The organism is Actinophytocola sp., from assembly GCF_036378875.1.
GTDB lineage: Bacteria > Actinomycetota > Actinomycetes > Mycobacteriales > Pseudonocardiaceae > Actinophytocola.
The window spans coordinates 69803-87302 of record NZ_DASUVO010000139.1 but is presented as its reverse complement, the minus strand read 5'-3'; the positions used below and the strand labels follow the sequence as shown (position 1 = coordinate 87302).

Below are 17500 nucleotides of genomic sequence, written 5' to 3'. Positions count from 1 at the left end.
ACCTGGATCAGCGCCTCGACGAACGTCATCGCGATGGCGAAGGCCCAGGAAACGACCGACACCCCTTTGAGGGCACCGCCCGCCTCCAGCAACAGGTATTCGCCGGCGAGGGTGAACACCAGCAGGATCAGGTGGCCGGCGAACATCGCCGCGAAAACTCGGATCGCGTGCGTGAGGGGGTTCATGAAGAACTTCACGAACGCCTCGACCGGCACGAGCAGCAGGAGCACCGGCTTCGGCACGCCCGGAGGCACGAGCTGGTGCTTGATGTGCCCGAAGAACCCGTGCTTGCGGATGCCGACGTAGTGCCACAGCGGGTACACGATGAAGAGGGACAGTGCCAGCGGGAACCCGATGTGCGCGAAGGTCGGGAACTGAACGATCGGAATAATGCCGAAGATGTTGTTCACCAGAACGAAGGTGAACATTGTGACAATCAGCGGTACATACGGCGCGAAATCTTTCGAACCGATGAGCTCACGCGCGATGTTGTTCCGCCCGAAGTCGTATACCGACTCGGCGATGAACGTGAACTTGGTCGGCACTACCTTGAGCCGCCGCGATGCCATCAGGAAGAACACCATGACAATGGCGACGGAGAGCACCGCAAGCAGCATCGGCTTGGTGATGCCCAAGAAAATCGGCGGGAGATCGAAGTCACCCGCGCCCGGCGGAACGAACTCGCCACCCTGTGCTAGCCACAGCGCCCGCAACTGGGCTCCTTCCGGTTCTCCCGGCCGGCAGACACGGCCGCCGGGGGAATCGTCACGATCAGGACTAAACGTACCTCAGCAACTCTGGGCACCTGGCAGTGGCACCACCCTGCTCCCGAAGGGGGTGCCCCAGAGCTTGTGAAGCACTATGCGCGCACCATATCAGCCGCTCTTCGGCAAGAAGGACGCGCGTACTACTTACCGCTCGTAGCTAGGCAAGATCTACTGGTCATCGGTGGTGACGATCAAGGTCGGCAGCTTTGTGCGACGGAATGCCACCGTGTCCATGGCCGCCCAGACGATCACAACCGCCAGCATCGTGTAGGCCAGCGACTCCGTGTGCAGCCAGGTGATCTCCCGCAGCACCATCAGCGCCAGCAGCAGCACGATCATCTTGCCGACGAAACCGCCGAGGGCGCCGGTCATCACCATCATCGGGTTCAGAGACGCCGTCTTCCGCATCAGCCACCACGTGGCCAGGGACGACGCGAACGCGACGGCACCGCCGATGAGCGCCGACACCCCGCCACTCACGCCGAACAGCACGCTCGACACGACTATCCCGACCAACGCTGTGCCCACGGCCGGCCACAGGGCGTAGTGGAGCATGGCGTCGGCGAGCCGGGTGACGGCCTCGCCGTGGGTCTTCGGCTGGTCGGTGACGATGCCCAGGTCAGCCGCCGTGGGTTCGGTGTTCTCAGAAATGATGTTCGCTCCGCAAGCTCCGGTCGGTCATCTCGCCCTGAGTCTAGGTACGACCGACACGATCAGTGCGATCAGGAGGCCGATGCCGATCCCCCATACCACCGCGAACGCGTCGAACAGGCTCAGCGCGACCGTGCCGAACGACAGCACCGCGGCCCACAGGTAGATCAACAGCACGGCACGCCGCTGTGAGTGACCGATCTCCAGCAGCCGGTGGTGCAGGTGCATCTTGTCCGCGTGGAACGGCGAAAGGCCCTTGCGGGTGCGCCGGACCACGGCCATCAGCAGGTCAAGGACCGGCAGGAACAGCACCGCGGCCACCACGAGCAGCGGCGAGAGCAACGCGATCGTCTCGGCGCCGTTCATCGTCTGCACCCGTCCGGACGCGGAGGTGGTGGCCCCCGCCATCATCAGGCCCATCAGCATCGAGCCGGAGTCACCCATGAAGATCTTGGCCGGCTGGAAGTTGTGCGGCAGGAAGCCGAGGCACGCGCCGGCGAGGGTCGCGGCGATCAGCGCCGGCGGGTAGTAGATGACGTCGCCGCCCTGCTGGTCCAGCAGGTGGAGCGAGAACGCGCAGGTCGCGACGGCGGAGATGAGCCCGACGCCTGCCGCGAGCCCGTCGAGCCCGTCGATGAAGTTCATCGCGTTGACCATGGTGACCACTAGCAGCACCGTGAGGATCGCGCCCTGGTTCTGGTCGAGGACGAGCAGCGAGCCCGTCGCCGCCCCGGCGCCGCCCCACGGCACCCACAGGATGATCCACTGCAGGCCGAGCAGCACGAGGATGCCCGCACACGTCGTCTGACCGGCGAGCTTGGTGATCGAGTCCAGCTCGTACCGGTCGTCGAGCATCCCGATCAAGACGATCAGCCCGCCGCCGAGCAGGATCGCGGTCGGATCGAGCGAGTAGTCGAACGCGCGGCGCAGCACCGGAAGTTGGTGGGCGAGCAGCATGCCGCCGCACACCCCGACATACATGGCGAGGCCGCCCATCCTGGGGATGGGCACCGTGTGCACGTCGCGCTGCCTTGGGTGGGCGACCGCGCCCCACCGGATCGCAAGCCGCCGGACCGGGCCGGTTGCGAGGAACGTCAGCACCGCCGCGGTGAGCCCGACCAGCATGTACTCCCGGATCGGAAGGCCGGCGGGCTGGAAGTTCTGTGCCAGGTCCACAGCTCAGTCCCGGGGGTACGCGGGGTTCGAGGCGGTGAGCCTGCGGACGGCTTCCGCGACCTGCCGCGCGGCGTCCGGCTCCCGGACGGCGCGGCCGATCAGGCGGGCGATCTCCGCCATCTCCGGCTCGGTCATGCCCTGCGTGGTCACGCTCGGTGACCCGATGCGGATCCCGGACGCGACGGCCGGCGGCGCCGGGTCGAACGGGATCGCGTTCTTGTTGAGCGAGATGCTCGCCGCCCCGCACCGGCGCTCGGCCTCGGCGCCGGTGACATCCAACGGCCTGACGTCGAGCAACGCGAGGTGGGTGTCGGTGCCGCCGGAGACCACCCGCATGCCCTCGGCCTCGAGGCCCTTGGCGAGCGTGGCGGCGTTGGCGACGACCTGGGTGGCGTAGCCCTGGTACTCGATGCTCGCGGCCTCACGCAGCGCGACGGCCTTCGCCGCGACGGCGTGCATGAGCGGGCCGCCCTGGCTGAACGGGAACACGGCCTTGTCGATGGCCTTGGCGTGCTCGGCGCGGCAGAGGATCATGCCGCCGCGCGGGCCGCGCAGGACCTTGTGCGTGGTGAACGTGACGACGTCGGCGAACGGCACCGGCGACGGGATCACCTTGCCGGCGACCAGCCCGATGAAGTGGGCGGCGTCGACCATCAGGATCGCGCCGACCTCGTCCGCGATGGCCCGGAACGCCGAGAAGTCGATCAGCCTCGGGTAGGCCGTGGCGCCGGCGATGATCATGCGGGGCTGGTGGGTCAGCGCCAGGTCACGCACCTGGTCGTAGTCGATGAGCTCGGTGTCCTGCCGCACGCCGTAGGGCACCGCCTCGAACCAGCGTCCCGAGAAGTTGACCTTCGAGCCGTGTGTGAGGTGCCCGCCCTGCTTGAGGTCCATCGCGAGGACGACGTCGCCGGGCTCGCAGAACGCGGCATAGGCGGCGAGGTTGGCGCTCGCACCCGAGTGCGGCTGCAGGTTGGCGTGCTCGGCGCCGAACAGCTCCCTGGCGCGCGCGATGCCGATCTCCTCGGCGACGTCCACCTGCTCGCAGCCGCCGTAGTAGCGCTTGCCGGGGTAACCCTCCGCGTACTTGTTGGACAGCGTCGAACCGAGCGCGGCGAGCACGGCCGGGCTGGTGAGGTTCTCGCTGGCGATCAACTGCAGGCCACCGCGAAGACGGTCCAGCTCACCGAGCACGACGCCGGCGATCTCGGGATCCGTGCTGGCCAACGCGTCGAAGTCCGGGCCCCAGAACGGCGTGTTCACCCCTACTGCTTCTCTCCTCGTGGTGAGTATGCGGCGCCAGGTTACCGCGACCGGGGTTACCGTTTCTGGGTGACCAAGCTGAACAAGGCCGACTATGAGGCGGCGTTGGCCGAGCTGCATCTCGAGCTGGTCAAGCTGCAGGACTGGGTCAAGGCACAGGGCCTGCGGGTGGCAGTGCTGTTCGAGGGCCGCGACGCCGCGGGCAAGGGCGGGGCGATCAAACGGATCACCGAGCCGCTCAACCCCCGCGTGTGCCGGGTCGCCGCGCTCGGGACGCCGACCGAGCGGGAGAAGAGCCAGTGGTACTTCCAGCGGTACGTCGGGCACCTGCCGGCGGCCGGCGAGATCGTCCTCTTCGACCGGTCCTGGTACAACCGCGCCGGGGTCGAGCACGTGATGGGCTTCTGCACCGAGGCCGAGTACCAGGAGTTCCTCCACTCCGCGCCGGAGTTCGAGCGGATGCTCATCCGGTCCGGGCTGATCCTGGTGAAGTACTGGTTCTCGGTGTCGGACGAGGAGCAGGAGCGCCGGTTCCAGGAACGTATGCACGACCGGACGAAGCGGTGGAAGATCTCACCGATGGACCTGGAGGCCCGGCGCCGCTGGTTCGACTACTCCAAGGCCAAGGACGTGATGTTCGCGCACACCGACGTCGAGGACTCACCGTGGTGGGTGGTGGAGGCGGACTCGAAGAAACGCGCGCGCCTGAACTGCATCTCCCACCTGCTGTCGCGGATTCCCTACCACGAAGTGGATCCGCCGGTGCTGGAGCTGCCGCCGCGCGGGCCGGTGGACCCGGACTACCAACGCCCGCCGAAGAAGTCGATGCGTTACGTCCCAGAACGGTTCTGAAAGGTCACGGAGTGGAGTTCGCCACCATCGCGTCGTAGACGGGCTCCATCCGGGACCACTGCTCGGTCGGGGCGGACGCGAAGATGAAGTACTCCACGTCGCCCACGAGCCAGTACAGGGCGTGCACGCGCTGCACCCCTCGGCCGTCGTTGTGCAGGAACTCCCACTCCACGGCCTTGTGGCCGGCGTAGGTGGCGCTGTTCAGTCCGAGCCTGCGGTAGTTGGTGGTGCGGTCGGCGAAGCGTTCCTCGTAGGCCACGTGCACGCCGACGAGGTCCTGCGAATCCGCCTTGGCGCCACCGAAACCGACGATCCGGCCCGGGTCGGAGGGATCGACGGCCCGCATGGCCCCCGGCGCACCGGCGGACACGGAGCTCCATTCGTCCGGGATGACCGTCTCCATCCCTTCCGGGCCCTCCACCCACTGGAATCCCGCTGGTGCGGGCTTGACCGTCGCGTCCGGGGACGGCACCGTGTCGTCGGAGAGGTACGTCGCGGGGTTGCCGGCGTCGTTCACGTTCGTCTGGGGGGCCGCCAGGAGCACCGTGCCCACGGCAACAGCCACGACCAGGTAGGTCGCGGCGAAGGCCCACGCGACCCACCGCGAGCTGAGCGATCGGACGCTCCCCACCTGATTCACCTCGACAACCCCACGACACGGGCCTACTGAGAGTAACGTGCCCGCCGAGGTGATCCAATGCTTCGTGCGTGGCAGGACGTGATCGTCAAATGGCGATTCCTGCCGGACGGCCGGCCAATGGACCGGTCGCAAGCTCGGCTGCACACGCGTCGCGGCAGGTCAGCGCTGCTCGCCGGGCGGCTGGACGAGGCGCTCGCTGAGTTCGAGGCAGCCAGCAGTCTGAGTGTGGATCCACTCGATCGGGTGGGGATTGGTGACGTTTACCTCGCCCGCGGGGGCTGGAAGGCCGCCGAGGAGCACTACCGTGCGGCACTGCGTACCGGCGGGCTCGGCGCGTTGCTCGCCCAGCTCGGGCTCGCGCAGGTACAGATCGGGCGGGGCAACGCCGCCGGGGCGGTCGCCGACCTCGAGCTGCTCGTCGCGGACCGTCCGGACGATCCGATGTTGCGGTTCTACCTGGCCAGTGCCTGGTACTCGGCCGCAGAGCAGTGCCGGTCCCGCACCGCGGAGGACGTGCTGGTGATCACCAGCGAGGAGCAGTTACGCCTGTGCGAGGACGCCGGCCGGCGGATTCTCGCGCTGAGGACCGGGGACGAGGAGCTGGAGCGCGGAGCTTCGCAGTTGCTCGCGGAGGTGGCCGCCGGCCGCCGGTGGACGTGGTCCCCGGAAGGCATCGCGGTGAGCCTGGCCGTACTGACCGTGGCGCTGGGGTTGATGACCGTGGTCGCCGGCGGCCTGCTGCACAACCTCATGCTCGTGTTCGTGGGCGCCCTCGCCGGCTCAGCCCTCCTGTACGGCATCGTCCACCGCTTCCGCCGCCAGAACTGGCGCCGCCACGCCGACGAGATGGCCCCCGAGATAGTCAAACCAGGCATCTGACCAGGCTCACCGCAGAAGAGGTGTTGTCGGGGTCCGTCGGTTTCGAGGTCGCCCGCACGCATTTTCACACTCGGCTGCACTCCTGTCCGAGCGCGACGAGACGTGCGCCGGGAACGGGCTATGCACCGTCGTTGCCGTCGCGCAGGGAATGGATCATGCTCCGCAGGATCCGGACCGCGTCTGACTGCTCGGTCTCGGTCATGCCGGCCAGCATTCTGACCTCGACGGACCGGACCGCCACGGTCGCCTTCTCGAGGCTCCGTCGGCCGCGAGGCGTGAGCCGCGTGGGAAGAACCTTTCCGACGGGTGCCTCCACTGGCCTGGTCACGTAGCCGTCTCGTTCCAGGGCCTGGAGCAGCACGTTCATCGTCTGCCGGGTCACGAACGCGCCCCGCGCGAGCTCGGAGTTCGACAAGCCCGGTCGTTGAGCCAGCAGCTCGAGGCAGGAGTAGTGCGTCACGCTCATCCCGAGTGGCCGCAGCACCTCCTCCATGGCTGCACGCAGGGCGCTCGACGCCTCTTTCAGCAGGTAGCCCAGTGACGTCTTCAGGTCGACACCGTCTTGACTCATGTCAGTATTCTGACATAGATTGCCACGTGTCAGAAGACTGACACACAGGAAGGGAACATCATCATGCCCGCCACCGGCCCCGACTTTGTCTCGCTCCAAGCGCGCGACCTCGACGCTTCGCAGGCGTTCTACGAGCAGTACCTCGGCCTCGTCCGCTCGCGGACCGGACCTCCGCACGCCGTCGTCTTCGAGACGAAGCCGATCGCGTTCGCGCTCCGCGACATCGTTCCCGGCACCGATCTCGCATCCGCTGGCCAGCCGGGCATCGGTGCCGCGATCTGGCTCCACGCCACAGACGTCCAAGCCATTCACGATGCTCTGGTCGCCGACGGTCACACCATCGTCTCCGCACCGATCGACGGCCCCTTCGGTCGGACATTCACCTTCGCCGACCCCGACGGCTACCAGATCACCCTCCACGACCGCGGCTGACAGGCGAAACGCCACGGACGATCACCTTCGCGAGTCGCGCGTCCGGCCCCCGCGAGTCGCGTTTGCGGGTACACGTGAGCCCGTGAACACGTGCGGTCGTGGCGGTGGCTAGAGTTCGGCGCTGTGAGTGTGGTGTACGACTGCTCGCGTTCGCCGGATCGTGAGGACGGGTTGGCGGCCGCTGCTAGTGCGGTGCGTGCTGGGCGGCTCGTCGTGATTCCCACCGACACCGTCTACGGCATCGGGGCGGACGCGTTCTCCGCGTCCGCGGTGCGGTCGTTGCTCGCGGCCAAGAACCGTGGGCCGGACATGCCGGTCGGGGTGCTCGTCGGCTCCTGGTCGACCATCGACGGGCTCGTCCTGTCCGTGCCGAGGACCGCTCGGTTGCTCGTCGAGGCTTTCTGGCCGGGGGACGTGTCGATCGTGTTGCCGCACGCGCCCTCGTTGGCGTGGGATCTCGGGCAGAGCGGCGGCACGGTGATGTTGCGCATGCCGCTGCACCCGGTCGCCATCGAGCTGCTGCGGGAAGTCGGGCCCATGGCGGTGTCCAGCGCCAACGTGTCCGGTCAGCCACCCGCCGCGACCGCCGAGGAGGCACGGACACAGCTGGGTGACTCCGTGTCGATCTACCTGGACGGGGGGCCCTCCGGGGATCCTGTTCCCTCGACGATCGTGGACCTGTCCGGTCAGGAGCCCATCGTGCTGCGTGAAGGGGCCGTTTCCCTGGCGGCGATCTCCGAGGTGATCGGCGAAGAGGTACGCACGCGCTGAGGTCAGCTGCGTTGTGCCGTCGCGAAACGGGGACGGCCTGCCAGGTCCCGGTGATCCTCCACAGTGGTCAGAACCGCGGCCAGCAGCGCGGGAACCGACTCGCCCTGTGTGTCGTCGTGTTCGATCCCCACCGTGCCTCCCGGCCGCAGTAGGCGGGCGGCCAGGTGCACGACGTGCTTGATCACGGTCAGACCGTCCGCGCCCGAGAACACCGCCTGGTGCGGGTCGTGCTCCCCCACCTCCGGTGGGACCTCGGTGCCTTCCGGGACGTACGGCGGGTTGCACAGCACCAGGTCGACCTTGGCGTCGAGCATCGCCAGCAGGTGCGGCTCGGTCACGTCGCCAGCATGGAGGTGTACGGCCGTCTCGCCCAGGTTGCGGCGAGCCCACGCCAGGGCGTTCGGGTCGACCTCCACCGCGTGGACGGTGGCGTCAGGACGGGCCGTTGCGACGGCCAGTGCCAGTGCGCCGGTTCCCGTGCACAGGTCCACCACCACGGGCGACGGGCGGCCATTCAGGAAACGCAGGCCCCAGTCCAGCAGCAACTCGGTCTCCGGACGGGGCACGAACACGCCAGGCCCCACCTCGACGGTGACCTCACCCATCGCGGCCCAGCCCAGCAGGTGTTGCAGCGGAACGCGTTTCGCGCGCTGATGGACCATGTCGGTGATGGCCTCGACCACCTCGCGGTCCACCAGCGGAGTCATCAGCAGCTTGCCGCGGTCGGTGTCGAGCACGTGTGCCGCGATCAGTTCGGCGTCGACCCTCGGCGACGGCACGCCCGCGTCGGCGAGGACCCGCGTCGCCTCGACGATCACCACTCGTAGTGGCCGCGGAACCTCGGTCACGCGCTCTGGTGGGCGGCGAGTCGTTCGTCGCGGTCCGCTGTGGCCAGTGCGTTCAGCACGCCGTCCAGGTCGCCGTTCAGCACCTGGTCCAGGTTGTACGCCTTGTAGTTGACCCGGTGGTCCGAGATCCGGTTCTCCGGGAAGTTGTACGTACGCACCCGCTCGGAGCGGTCGACCGTGCGGATCTGGCTGCGCCGCGCGTCGGCCGCCTGTTTCGCGGCCTCCTCCTCAGCCTGGGCGGCCAGACGGGCACGCAGGACCTGCATCGCCCGGGTCTTGTTCTGCAACTGACTGCGCTCGTTCTGGCAGGAGACGACGATCCCCGTCGGCAGGTGGGTGATGCGCACGGCCGAGTCCGTCGTGTTGACGCTCTGTCCACCCTTGCCCGAGGACCGGAACACGTCCACGCGGAGGTCCTTCTCCGGGATCTCCACGTCCTCCACGGCGTCCTGCACGTCCGGGTACACCAGCACGCCGGCCGCCGACGTGTGGATCCGGCCCTGCGACTCCGTCGCCGGCACACGCTGGACCCGGTGCACGCCGCCCTCGAACTTCAGGCGGGACCAGACGCCGTCGGCCACCGGGGTGCGCGAGCGAATGGTGACGGTGGCGTCCTTGTAGCCGCCCAGCTCCGTCTCGGTGCCGTCCAGCACCTCCGCCTGCCAGCCGTGCTTCTCCGCGTAGCGCAGGTACATGCGCAGCAGGTCACCCGCGAACAGCGCCGACTCGTCGCCGCCCTCGCCCGACTTGATCTCCAGAATGAGGTCGTCGCCGTCGTGGGGGTCCCTCGGCAGCAGCAGCTCGGTCAGCTTGTCCTCGAGAGCCGGGACCTGCTCCTCGAGCGTCCTGGCCTCCTCGGCGAACGTCGAGTCCTCGGCGGCCAGCTCGCGGGCGGCGGCGAGGTCGTCGCGGGCGGTCTCCAGCTCACGGAGCGTGCGGACGATCGGGGTCAGCTCGGCGTAGCGACGGCCCAGCTTGCGGGCGCGGGCCTGGTCGCCGTGCACGGCGGGATCGGCGAGCGACTTCTCGAGGTCGTCGTACTCGCCGAGCAGCTCACCGAGCGATGACGCGTCCATGACGCGGATCTCCTTTGCTCACGGACGCTGGTCCAAACGACACGCAGCCAAGCTGGGTCGCCAGGAGCTCGCACCGCGGGGGCATGGGGGGCTCGGCCCCCCAACATAACAGCGAGGGCGACGCGGTCCGCGCTTCCGCGGACACACCTCGCCCTCGCACGAGCGCCGTACCGAAAGCTACTTGGCCTTCTTCTCCCGCTTGCCGTAGCGGGCCTCGAAGCGCGCGACCCGGCCGCCGGTGTCGAGGATCTTCTGCTTGCCCGTGTAGAACGGGTGGCAGTTCGAGCAGACCTCAACGTGGATGCTGCCCGACTTCTTGGTGCTGCGCGTGGTGAACGTGTTCCCACAACCGCAGACGACCTCGGTCACGACGTACTCGGGGTGGATACCGGTCTTCACAGATCTTGCCCTTTCTCGGTGGCCGCCGGGTCCCCGACGAACAGGGGTGAACCGGAGCCGGACTCGACCTAACAGTTTGCCAGATGGGCTGGCAGGGGGTTCAACACGCCCCGGCCAGCGCCTATTCCAGGCGCCCTGCCGGCTCAGGAAGAGCCGGCAGGGAACAGTTGGGCGAACTCAGTCGTCGTTGACCGACGGTGTGTTCTTCGCCACCTGCATCAGGAACTCGATGTTGGTGCGGGTCTTGCGCAGCTGGGTCAGCAGCAGGTCGATGGCCTGCTGGTTGTCCAGCGCGTGCAGCACGCGCCGCAGCTTGACCGTGACGGCCAGCTCGTCCGGCGGGAGAAGCAGCTCCTCCTTGCGAGTGCCGGACGCGTCGACGTTGACCGCCGGGAACGTGCGCTTGTCGGCGATCTTGCGGTCGAGGATGAGCTCGGCGTTACCCGTGCCCTTGAACTCCTCGAAGATCACCGTGTCGCCCGCGGACCCGGTCTCGACCAGGGAGGTCGCGAAGATGGTCAGCGAGCCGCCGTCCTCGATGTTGCGCGCCGCACCCAGGAACCGCTTCGGCGGGTACAGCGCCGTCGAGTCGACACCACCGGACAGGATCCGGCCGGACGCCGGGGCCGCCAGGTTGTAGGCACGACCCAGACGGGTGATCGAGTCAAGCAGCACGACCACGTCGTGGCCCATCTCGACCAGACGCTTCGCCCGTTCGATCGACAGCTCGGCCACCGTGGTGTGGTCGCCCGGCGGGCGGTCGAAGGTCGAGGCGATGACCTCACCCTTCACCGACCGCTGCATGTCGGTGACTTCTTCCGGCCGCTCGTCCACGAGCACGACCATCAGGTAGCACTCGGGGTTGTTCGTGGTGATCGCGTTGGCGATCGCCTGCAGCACAGACGTCTTACCGGCCTTCGGCGGCGACACGATCAGTGCGCGCTGCCCCTTGCCGACCGGCATCACCAGGTCGATGACGCGGGTGGTGAGAACGTGCGACTCGGTCTCGAGGCGCAGGCGCTCGTTCGGGTACAGCGGCGTCAGCTTGGTGAACTCGGGCCGGTTCCTGGCCTGGTCCGGGTCCAACCCGTTGATCGTCTCGACGCGCACCAGCGGGTTGAACTTCTGCCGCTGCTGCTCGCCCTCACGTGGCTGGCGCACCATGCCGGTGATCGCGTCGCCACGACGCAGGCCGTACTTGCGGACCAGCGACAGCGAGACGTACACGTCGTTCGGGCCGGCCAGGTAGCCGGACGTACGCACGAACGCGTAGTTCTCCAGCACGTCCAGCACGCCCGCGACGGGCAGCAGGACGTCGTCGTCGCGCACCTCGGTGTCCGGGCTGTCACCACGGCCACCGCTGCTGGTGCCGCCACCACGGCGGCGACGGTCACGGAACCGGCGGCCCCTGCGGCGCCCACCGTCCTCGTCATCGTCGTCGTCCGACGGACCACTCGAGTCGGTGCGACCGGTGTTGCGCTGTTGCTGCTGGTCACCCCGACCACCGCGGTCGTTGCGGTCACCGCGGTCGTTGCGATCGCCACGGTCGCTCCGGTCGCTCCGGTCGCCGCGATCGTTCCGGTCGTTCCGGTCGCTCCGGTCGTTGTTGCGACCGTTGCGGTCGCTGCCGCGGCCGGGGCGCTCCTCGCGCTTCTCGGCCGGCTTCTCCTCGGGCGCGGGGGCGCGCTCGTCGGTGCGTGGCTTGGCGTCCTGCTCGGGTGCGCCTGCGGCACGGCCCGCGGTACGGCGACGACGGGTGCCTTCGCGACGACCGCCCTCCTCCGTGACCTCGGGCTGCTCCGCGGGCTCGCTCTTCGGCTCCGCGGCACGGGCCTTCGGCGCGGCCTTCTTCGGAGCGTCCTCGATGCCGAGGGGCAGCGTGTCGGCCGCGGAGGCTGGTTTGGCCGCACCGCCGGACTGCCGCTCCTTGATGGCAGCGATGAGGTCGCCCTTGCGCATCCCGGCTGTTCCGGTGATGCCGAGCTGGCCGGCGAGCTCCCGAAGCTCCGCCAGCACCATGCCGGTGAGACCGGCGCGGCGCTTCGTTCCCCCGTTAGCGCTTGTACGCGCTGTGCTTTCGGCCGCATTGGCGTCGGCGACCGTGCCATTGGCAGTCTCACTGCCCAGCAGATCAGTGTTGCTCACTCATGTCCTTCCTGACCAGGTCCCCGCCTCCTGAGGTGGACCCGTGAACCAGCGGACCGCCGTTCGTCGATATCGACGCGGCGTGCCCCGCGGCCTCGCCAACGCGGAGCTGTTCCTGTTCACCGCAGCCTAGGGACTTTCGGTATCCGTCATCGTCGACTCCGGCCAAAAGGATTGGGCCGAGCCGCCGACTGAACGGAAGATGCGACCCGAGGAAAGAAAACCTCGGGAACGACACCGGGCGCCCGTACGCGCGGTGACTGAACGCCCCTGAGGGTAGACGCACACCTGTCCGGGTGCAACAACCGGGGTGCCGGCGTGGCTAACCGAGACAACGTCAGCTACCTGCTGTTTGTTCCGTCCACCTGGACTTCGACGCCCGTCAGGTCGACCGGCAACGGCCGTGCGACGAACCCCGTCGTGTCGATCCCGGCGGGCAACACGCCGCGCGCCGGGAGTGAGAAAACCGTCGGTCCGGCGCCGGAAACCATTGCGGGCACACCGTTTTCCCGAAGTTCACGCACTATTCGCATGGTCTGTGGCCACGCGCTCTCGCGATAGTCCTGGTGCAGCCGGTCCTCGGTCGCGGGGAGCAACAGGTCCGGCCGCGCGGTGAGCGCGTGCACGGCGAGGGCACATCGCCCTGCCGCGAACGCCGCGTCGGTGTGCGGAATGTTGTCGGGAAGCAATCCGCGTGTGACCGAGGTCGCCGAAAGCGTGTCGGGTACGAGCACGACCGGCGACACGTCCGGGTGCGGTTCGAGCCGAACCGCGCGGTAACGGGATCCTTCCGTCCAGGCGAGGACGAGCCCACCGTACAGCGACGCGGCCGCGTTGTCGGCGTGTCCCTCGAACTCGGCCGCGAGCTGCAGGGCGTGCTCGTCCAGGGGTTTTCCGGCGAGCCCGTAGCCGGCCGCCACACCGGCGACGATCGCCGCCGCCGACGAGCCGAGCCCACGGGCGTGCGGGATCGTGTTGTGACACCGGAGCAGCACGCCAGGTAGCGACACGCCGAGTGAGTCGGCGGCGGCCCGCAACGCGAGGACCACGAGGTGCGAGTCGTCCGTCGGCACCTGGCCCGCGCCCTCACCGGTGACCTCGACGTGGGTGTCCCCGTCGGTCACGGACACCTCGACCGTGTCGTACATGGCGAGCGCCATGCCGAGCGCGTCGAAGCCGGGGCCGAGGTTCGCGGTGGACGCCGGCACCTTTACTCGCAAGTTCATGCCAGCTCTAGTGCGGCGGCCACGGCGTGGGGCTCGACCGGGATCGGTTTGACCTCGTCCATCTCGCTCAGGACCGTGTCCGGGTCCTTCAGGCCGTGCCCGGTGAGCGTGCAGACGACGAGCGAGCCCGCGGGGATGCGGCCATCCGCGGTGGCGGCGAGCAGGCCGGCGACGCTCGTGGCGGACGCGGGCTCGACGAACACGCCTTCTTTACGGGCGAGTAGGTGGTATGCGGCCAGGATCTGCTCGTCGGTGACCGCGTCGATGAGCCCGTCGGACTCGTCGCGGGCACCGATCGCGCCTGCCCACGAGGCCGGGTTGCCGATGCGGATGGCGGTCGCGATGGTGTCCGGGTCGAGCACGGGCTCGCCGAGCACGAGCGGTGCGGCGCCCGCGGCCTGGAAACCGAACATCCTCGGCAGCGAGCCCACGACACCGTCCCGCGCGTACGACCGGTAGCCGGCCCAGTACGCGGTGATGTTGCCGGCGTTGCCGACGGGCAGGCAGTGGATGTCCGGGGTGCGGCCGAGCACGTCGCAGATCTCCCACGCCGCGCTCTGCTGGCCGACGAGACGGACCGGGTTGACCGAGTTGACCAGCTCGATCGGGTACTCGGACGCGGTCTTGCGGGCGAGTTCGAGGCAGTCGTCGAAGTTGCCGTCGATCTGGAGGATCCGCGCGCCGTAGACGACCGCCTGCGCGAGCTTGCCCTTCGCGATCTTGCCGCGCGGGATGAGGACCGCACAGGTCAGACCGGCGCGGGCGGCGTAGGCGGCGGCCGAGGCGGACGTGTTGCCGGTGGACGCGCAGATCACCCCGGCCACGCCGGACGCCAGCGCGTACGTCATCGCGACGGACATGCCGCGGTCCTTGAACGAGCCGGTCGGGTTGGCGCCCTCGACCTTGAGGTAGACCTGGCAGCCGGCCAGCTCGGACAGGTGTGGCGCCTCGACGAGCGGCGTGCCGCCCTCGTGCAGCGTCACCGGGCGCGCACCGTCCGGCAGTTCGATCCGGTCGGCGTAGGCCGCGATGACGCCCGGCCAACCGGGCCGTATCCCGAGAGAAGCTTGGGGGGTCATGGTTCCTCTCCTTCAACCCGCATCACGCTGGCGACCTCGCGCACCACCGGTAGGCCGGCCACCTTCTCCACTGTGGACCGTAGCGCCTCGTCCGGCGCGTAGTGCGTGACTATCACCAGGCTCGCGTCGGTGCCGCGGCCCTGCTGGCGGACGGCGGCGATGCTCACGTCGTGCTCGGCGAACACCGACGCCACCGCGGACAGCACGCCGGCGCGGTCGGCCACGTCGAGGCTGACGTGGTAGCGCGTGTTCACCTGCGAGACCGGCTGGACCGGCAGCGCGGCGTACGAGGACTCCCCCGGCCCGCGACCCCCGCTGACCTTGTTGCGTGCCACCGCGACGAGGTCACCGAGCACCGCGCTCGCCGTCGGCGCGCCACCGGCGCCCTGGCCGTAGAACATGAGCGAGCCGGCCGCCTCGGCCTCGACGAACACCGCGTTGTACGCGCCGCCCACGCTCGCGAGCGGGTGGCTGCGCGGGATCATCGCCGGGTGCACGCGCACCGCGACGCTACCGTTGATCCGTTCGCAGATGGCGAGCAGTTTTATCGTCCTGCCAAGGGTTTTCGCCGCCGCGATGTCCGCGGGGGTGACCGCCGAGATGCCCTCGCGGTACACGTCGGCCGCCGTCACCCTGGTGTGGAAGGCGATCGAGGCGAGGATGGCCGCCTTGGACGCGGCGTCGTAGCCGTCCACGTCGGCGGTCGGGTCCGCCTCCGCGTAACCGAGCCGGGACGCCTCGTCGAGTGTCTCCGCGTAGCTCGCGCCTGTGGCGTCCATGGCGGACAGGATGAAGTTGGTGGTGCCGTTGACGATTCCCATCACGCGGATGATCCGGTCGCCGGCGAGCGACTCACGCAGCGGGCGCACGAGCGGGATGGCGCCGGCCACGGCGGCCTCGAAGTACAGGTCGCTGCCGGCGGAGTCTGCGGCGGCGAACAGGTCGGCCGCGTGCTCGGCGAGCAGCGCCTTGTTGGCGGTGACGACGGACTTTCCGTTACGCAGAGCGGAAAGCAGCAATGAGCGGACTGGGTCGATGCCGCCGACGACCTCCACCACGATGTCCACATCGGACGCGACGAGTGCCTCGGCGTCGGTGGTGAGCAGGTGCGGCGGGATGTCCGGGTGGCGGTTGGGCCTGCGCACGGCGACCCCGGTCAGCTCGACCGAGGCGCCGACGCGCGCGGCCAGGTCGTCCGCCTGCTCGTGGAGGAGCCGCATCACCTGTGTGCCAACGGTTCCACAGCCGAGCATCGCCACCCGGATGGGCGGTCGCCCCTCCTTGCTCATTGGACCTCCAGACGCAACAGGTCATCGAGGGTCTCGCGGCGCAGCAGCAGCCTGGCCTCGCCGTCGCGGACCGCGACGACCGCCGGGCGGGCCAACCGGTTGTAGGAGCTGGCCATCGCGTAGCAGTAGGCGCCGGTGGCGGCGACCGCGATCAGGTCGCCCGGCGTGAGGTTCTCCGGCAGCCAGCAGTCCCGCACGACCACGTCGCCGGACTCGCAGTGCTTGCCGACCACCCGGGACAGCGTGGCCGCCGTGCCCCGCTCCCCCTCGCCGCTGGACCGCGACACCAGCCGGCAGTCGTACAACGCGTCGTACAGCGCGGTGCGGATGTTGTCGCTCATGCCACCGTCCACGCTGACGTACCGCCGCGAGGACCCGTGGCCCAGCTCGACGTCCTTGGTGGTACCCACCTCGTACAGCGTGACCGTGCCGGGCCCGACGATCGCGCGGCCCGGCTCGACCGCGATCTTCGGCATCTCGAGGCCGGCGTGCTCGGACTCCTTGGCCACGATGGTGCGGAGCTGCTCGGCGAGCCAGCCGGGCGGCGGCGGGTCGTCCTCGGCCGTGTACGCGATGCCGAGGCCACCCCCGAGGTCCACGATGGACACCGAGGACATGGCGTCCTCGCCGTGTTCCTTGTGCAGGTCGGCGAGCAGCCCGATCACGCGGTGCGCGGACAGTTCGAACGCGTTGGCGTCGAAGATCTGCGAGCCGATGTGGCTGTGCAGGCCGGTCAGCCGCAGCCCCGGCGAGCGCAGGACCCGCCGCACCGCCTCCGCCGCGGCGCCGCCGGCCAGGGAGAAGCCGAACTTCTGGTCCTCGTGCGCGGTCGCGATGTACTCGTGGGTGTGTGCCTCGACCCCGACGGTCACCCGCACCAGCACCGGCTGCACCACGCCGCGGTCGCGGGCGATCCGGTCGAGCCTGGCGATCTCGAAGAACGAGTCGAGCACCACGGCGCCGACCCCGGCCTCGACCGCGTCGGTGAGTTCGTCGACCGACTTGTTGTTGCCGTGCAAGGTGATCCGCTCGGGCGGGAAGTCCGCCCGCAACGCGATCGCGAGCTCGCCACCACTGCACACGTCCAGCGAGAGGCCCTCCTCGGCCACCCACTTCGCGATCTGCACGGACAGGAACGCCTTCGCCGCGTAGTGCACGAGCGCCGGGTCGCCGAACGCGCGCGCGTGGTCGCGGCAGCGGGACCGGAAGTCGTCCTCGTCCACCACGAACAGCGGCGTGCCGAACTCGCGGGCCAGCTCCCGGACGTCGACACCGGCGAGCCGGACCACACCCTCCTCGCCCCTGGCAGCGTTGCGAGGCCAGATCTCCGGCAGCAGCTGGTCCAACTCGTCCGGTGTGGACGGTCGCAGCCCTGCGGTGTTGCTGGGCAGAAGGACTTCCGCGTGCCTGGGTCCGGCGGGATGCGCACGCATTGG

The 17500-nt window shown here is 69.1% G+C and carries 18 protein-coding genes; 4 read left to right on the top strand and 14 right to left on the bottom strand.

What is annotated here, in order from left to right; all coding sequences use genetic code 11:
• The 4 genes from VF106_RS40300 to glyA all read right to left on the bottom strand — a co-directional run.
• Nucleotides 1-713 (bottom strand): F0F1 ATP synthase subunit A (locus VF106_RS40300; protein WP_330845278.1); only part of this gene is annotated, 713 nt, incomplete at its 3' end.
• A gap of 222 nt (nt 714-935) precedes the next feature.
• Nucleotides 936-1379 (bottom strand): Cg1360 family ATP-synthase-associated protein, encoded by a 444-nt coding sequence (locus tag VF106_RS40295; protein ID WP_524535871.1) that lies wholly within the window; start codon nt 1377-1379, stop codon nt 936-938.
• 66 nt (nt 1380-1445) lie between these two features.
• Nucleotides 1446-2543 carry a glycosyltransferase family 4 protein gene (locus VF106_RS40290; protein WP_330845279.1) on the bottom strand — a complete coding sequence of 366 codons (1098 nt, stop codon included), beginning with the start codon at nt 2541-2543 and terminating at the stop codon, nt 1446-1448.
• A gap of 54 nt (nt 2544-2597) precedes the next feature.
• Nucleotides 2598-3857 (bottom strand): serine hydroxymethyltransferase, encoded by a 1260-nt coding sequence (glyA, locus tag VF106_RS40285; protein WP_330845276.1) that lies wholly within the window; start codon nt 3855-3857, stop codon nt 2598-2600.
• Between the two features lie 69 nt (nt 3858-3926).
• Between glyA and ppk2 the strand changes: the two genes are divergently transcribed.
• Entirely contained in the window at nt 3927-4709 is a 783-nt protein-coding gene (gene ppk2, locus VF106_RS40280; protein WP_330845275.1) for a polyphosphate kinase 2, read from the top strand.
• A gap of 4 nt (nt 4710-4713) precedes the next feature.
• Here ppk2 and VF106_RS40275 read toward each other — a convergent pair whose 3' ends face one another.
• A complete protein-coding gene (locus VF106_RS40275; protein ID WP_330845274.1) occupies nt 4714-5340 on the bottom strand; it encodes a serine/threonine kinase C-terminal domain-containing protein in 627 nt (208 codons plus the stop codon).
• A 66-nt stretch (nt 5341-5406) separates the two neighbouring features.
• On the opposite strand from VF106_RS40275, the gene VF106_RS40270 reads away from it, so the two are divergent.
• Nucleotides 5407-6228, top strand: a complete 822-nt coding sequence (locus VF106_RS40270; RefSeq protein ID WP_330845273.1) for a tetratricopeptide repeat protein — start codon at nt 5407-5409, stop codon at nt 6226-6228.
• Nucleotides 6229-6346: 118 nt separating this feature from the next.
• On the opposite strand, the gene VF106_RS40265 is transcribed toward VF106_RS40270, so the two are convergent.
• Nucleotides 6347-6799 (bottom strand): MarR family winged helix-turn-helix transcriptional regulator, encoded by a 453-nt coding sequence (locus VF106_RS40265; RefSeq protein WP_330845272.1) that lies wholly within the window; start codon nt 6797-6799, stop codon nt 6347-6349.
• 63 nt (nt 6800-6862) lie between these two features.
• Between VF106_RS40265 and VF106_RS40260 the strand changes: the two genes are divergently transcribed.
• Complete coding sequence (locus tag VF106_RS40260; RefSeq protein ID WP_330845271.1) at nt 6863-7231, top strand: VOC family protein; 369 nt, start codon at nt 6863-6865, stop codon at nt 7229-7231.
• A gap of 123 nt (nt 7232-7354) precedes the next feature.
• Nucleotides 7355-8002 carry an L-threonylcarbamoyladenylate synthase gene (locus VF106_RS40255; protein ID WP_330845270.1) on the top strand — a complete coding sequence of 216 codons (648 nt, stop codon included), beginning with the start codon at nt 7355-7357 and terminating at the stop codon, nt 8000-8002.
• A gap of 2 nt (nt 8003-8004) precedes the next feature.
• Here VF106_RS40255 and prmC read toward each other — a convergent pair whose 3' ends face one another.
• From prmC to lysA, 8 genes are all read right to left on the bottom strand, one after another.
• Nucleotides 8005-8850, bottom strand: a complete 846-nt coding sequence (gene prmC, locus VF106_RS40250; RefSeq protein ID WP_330845269.1) for a peptide chain release factor N(5)-glutamine methyltransferase — start codon at nt 8848-8850, stop codon at nt 8005-8007.
• Complete coding sequence (prfA, locus tag VF106_RS40245) at nt 8847-9926, bottom strand: peptide chain release factor 1 (protein ID WP_330845268.1); 1080 nt, start codon at nt 9924-9926, stop codon at nt 8847-8849. The genes prmC and prfA overlap by 4 nt, the downstream gene beginning before the upstream one ends.
• 177 nt (nt 9927-10103) lie before the next feature.
• Nucleotides 10104-10325, bottom strand: coding sequence for a 50S ribosomal protein L31 (rpmE, locus tag VF106_RS40240; RefSeq protein ID WP_330845267.1), 222 nt, complete (start codon nt 10323-10325; stop codon nt 10104-10106).
• Between the two features lie 177 nt (nt 10326-10502).
• Nucleotides 10503-12470, bottom strand: a complete 1968-nt coding sequence (gene rho, locus VF106_RS40235) for a transcription termination factor Rho (protein WP_330845266.1) — start codon at nt 12468-12470, stop codon at nt 10503-10505.
• Between the two features lie 341 nt (nt 12471-12811).
• Nucleotides 12812-13696: a homoserine kinase gene (gene thrB, locus VF106_RS40230; protein ID WP_330845265.1), complete on the bottom strand. Its 885-nt coding sequence runs from the start codon at nt 13694-13696 to the stop codon at nt 12812-12814.
• Entirely contained in the window at nt 13693-14775 is a 1083-nt protein-coding gene (thrC, locus tag VF106_RS40225; protein ID WP_330845264.1) for a threonine synthase, read from the bottom strand. Before thrC ends, thrB begins: the two co-directional genes overlap by 4 nt.
• Nucleotides 14772-16064: a homoserine dehydrogenase gene (locus VF106_RS40220; RefSeq protein WP_330845263.1), complete on the bottom strand. Its 1293-nt coding sequence runs from the start codon at nt 16062-16064 to the stop codon at nt 14772-14774. The genes thrC and VF106_RS40220 overlap by 4 nt, the downstream gene beginning before the upstream one ends.
• Complete coding sequence (lysA, locus tag VF106_RS40215; protein WP_330845262.1) at nt 16061-17497, bottom strand: diaminopimelate decarboxylase; 1437 nt, start codon at nt 17495-17497, stop codon at nt 16061-16063. Before lysA ends, VF106_RS40220 begins: the two co-directional genes overlap by 4 nt.
• Nucleotides 17498-17500: the final 3 nt, after the last annotated feature.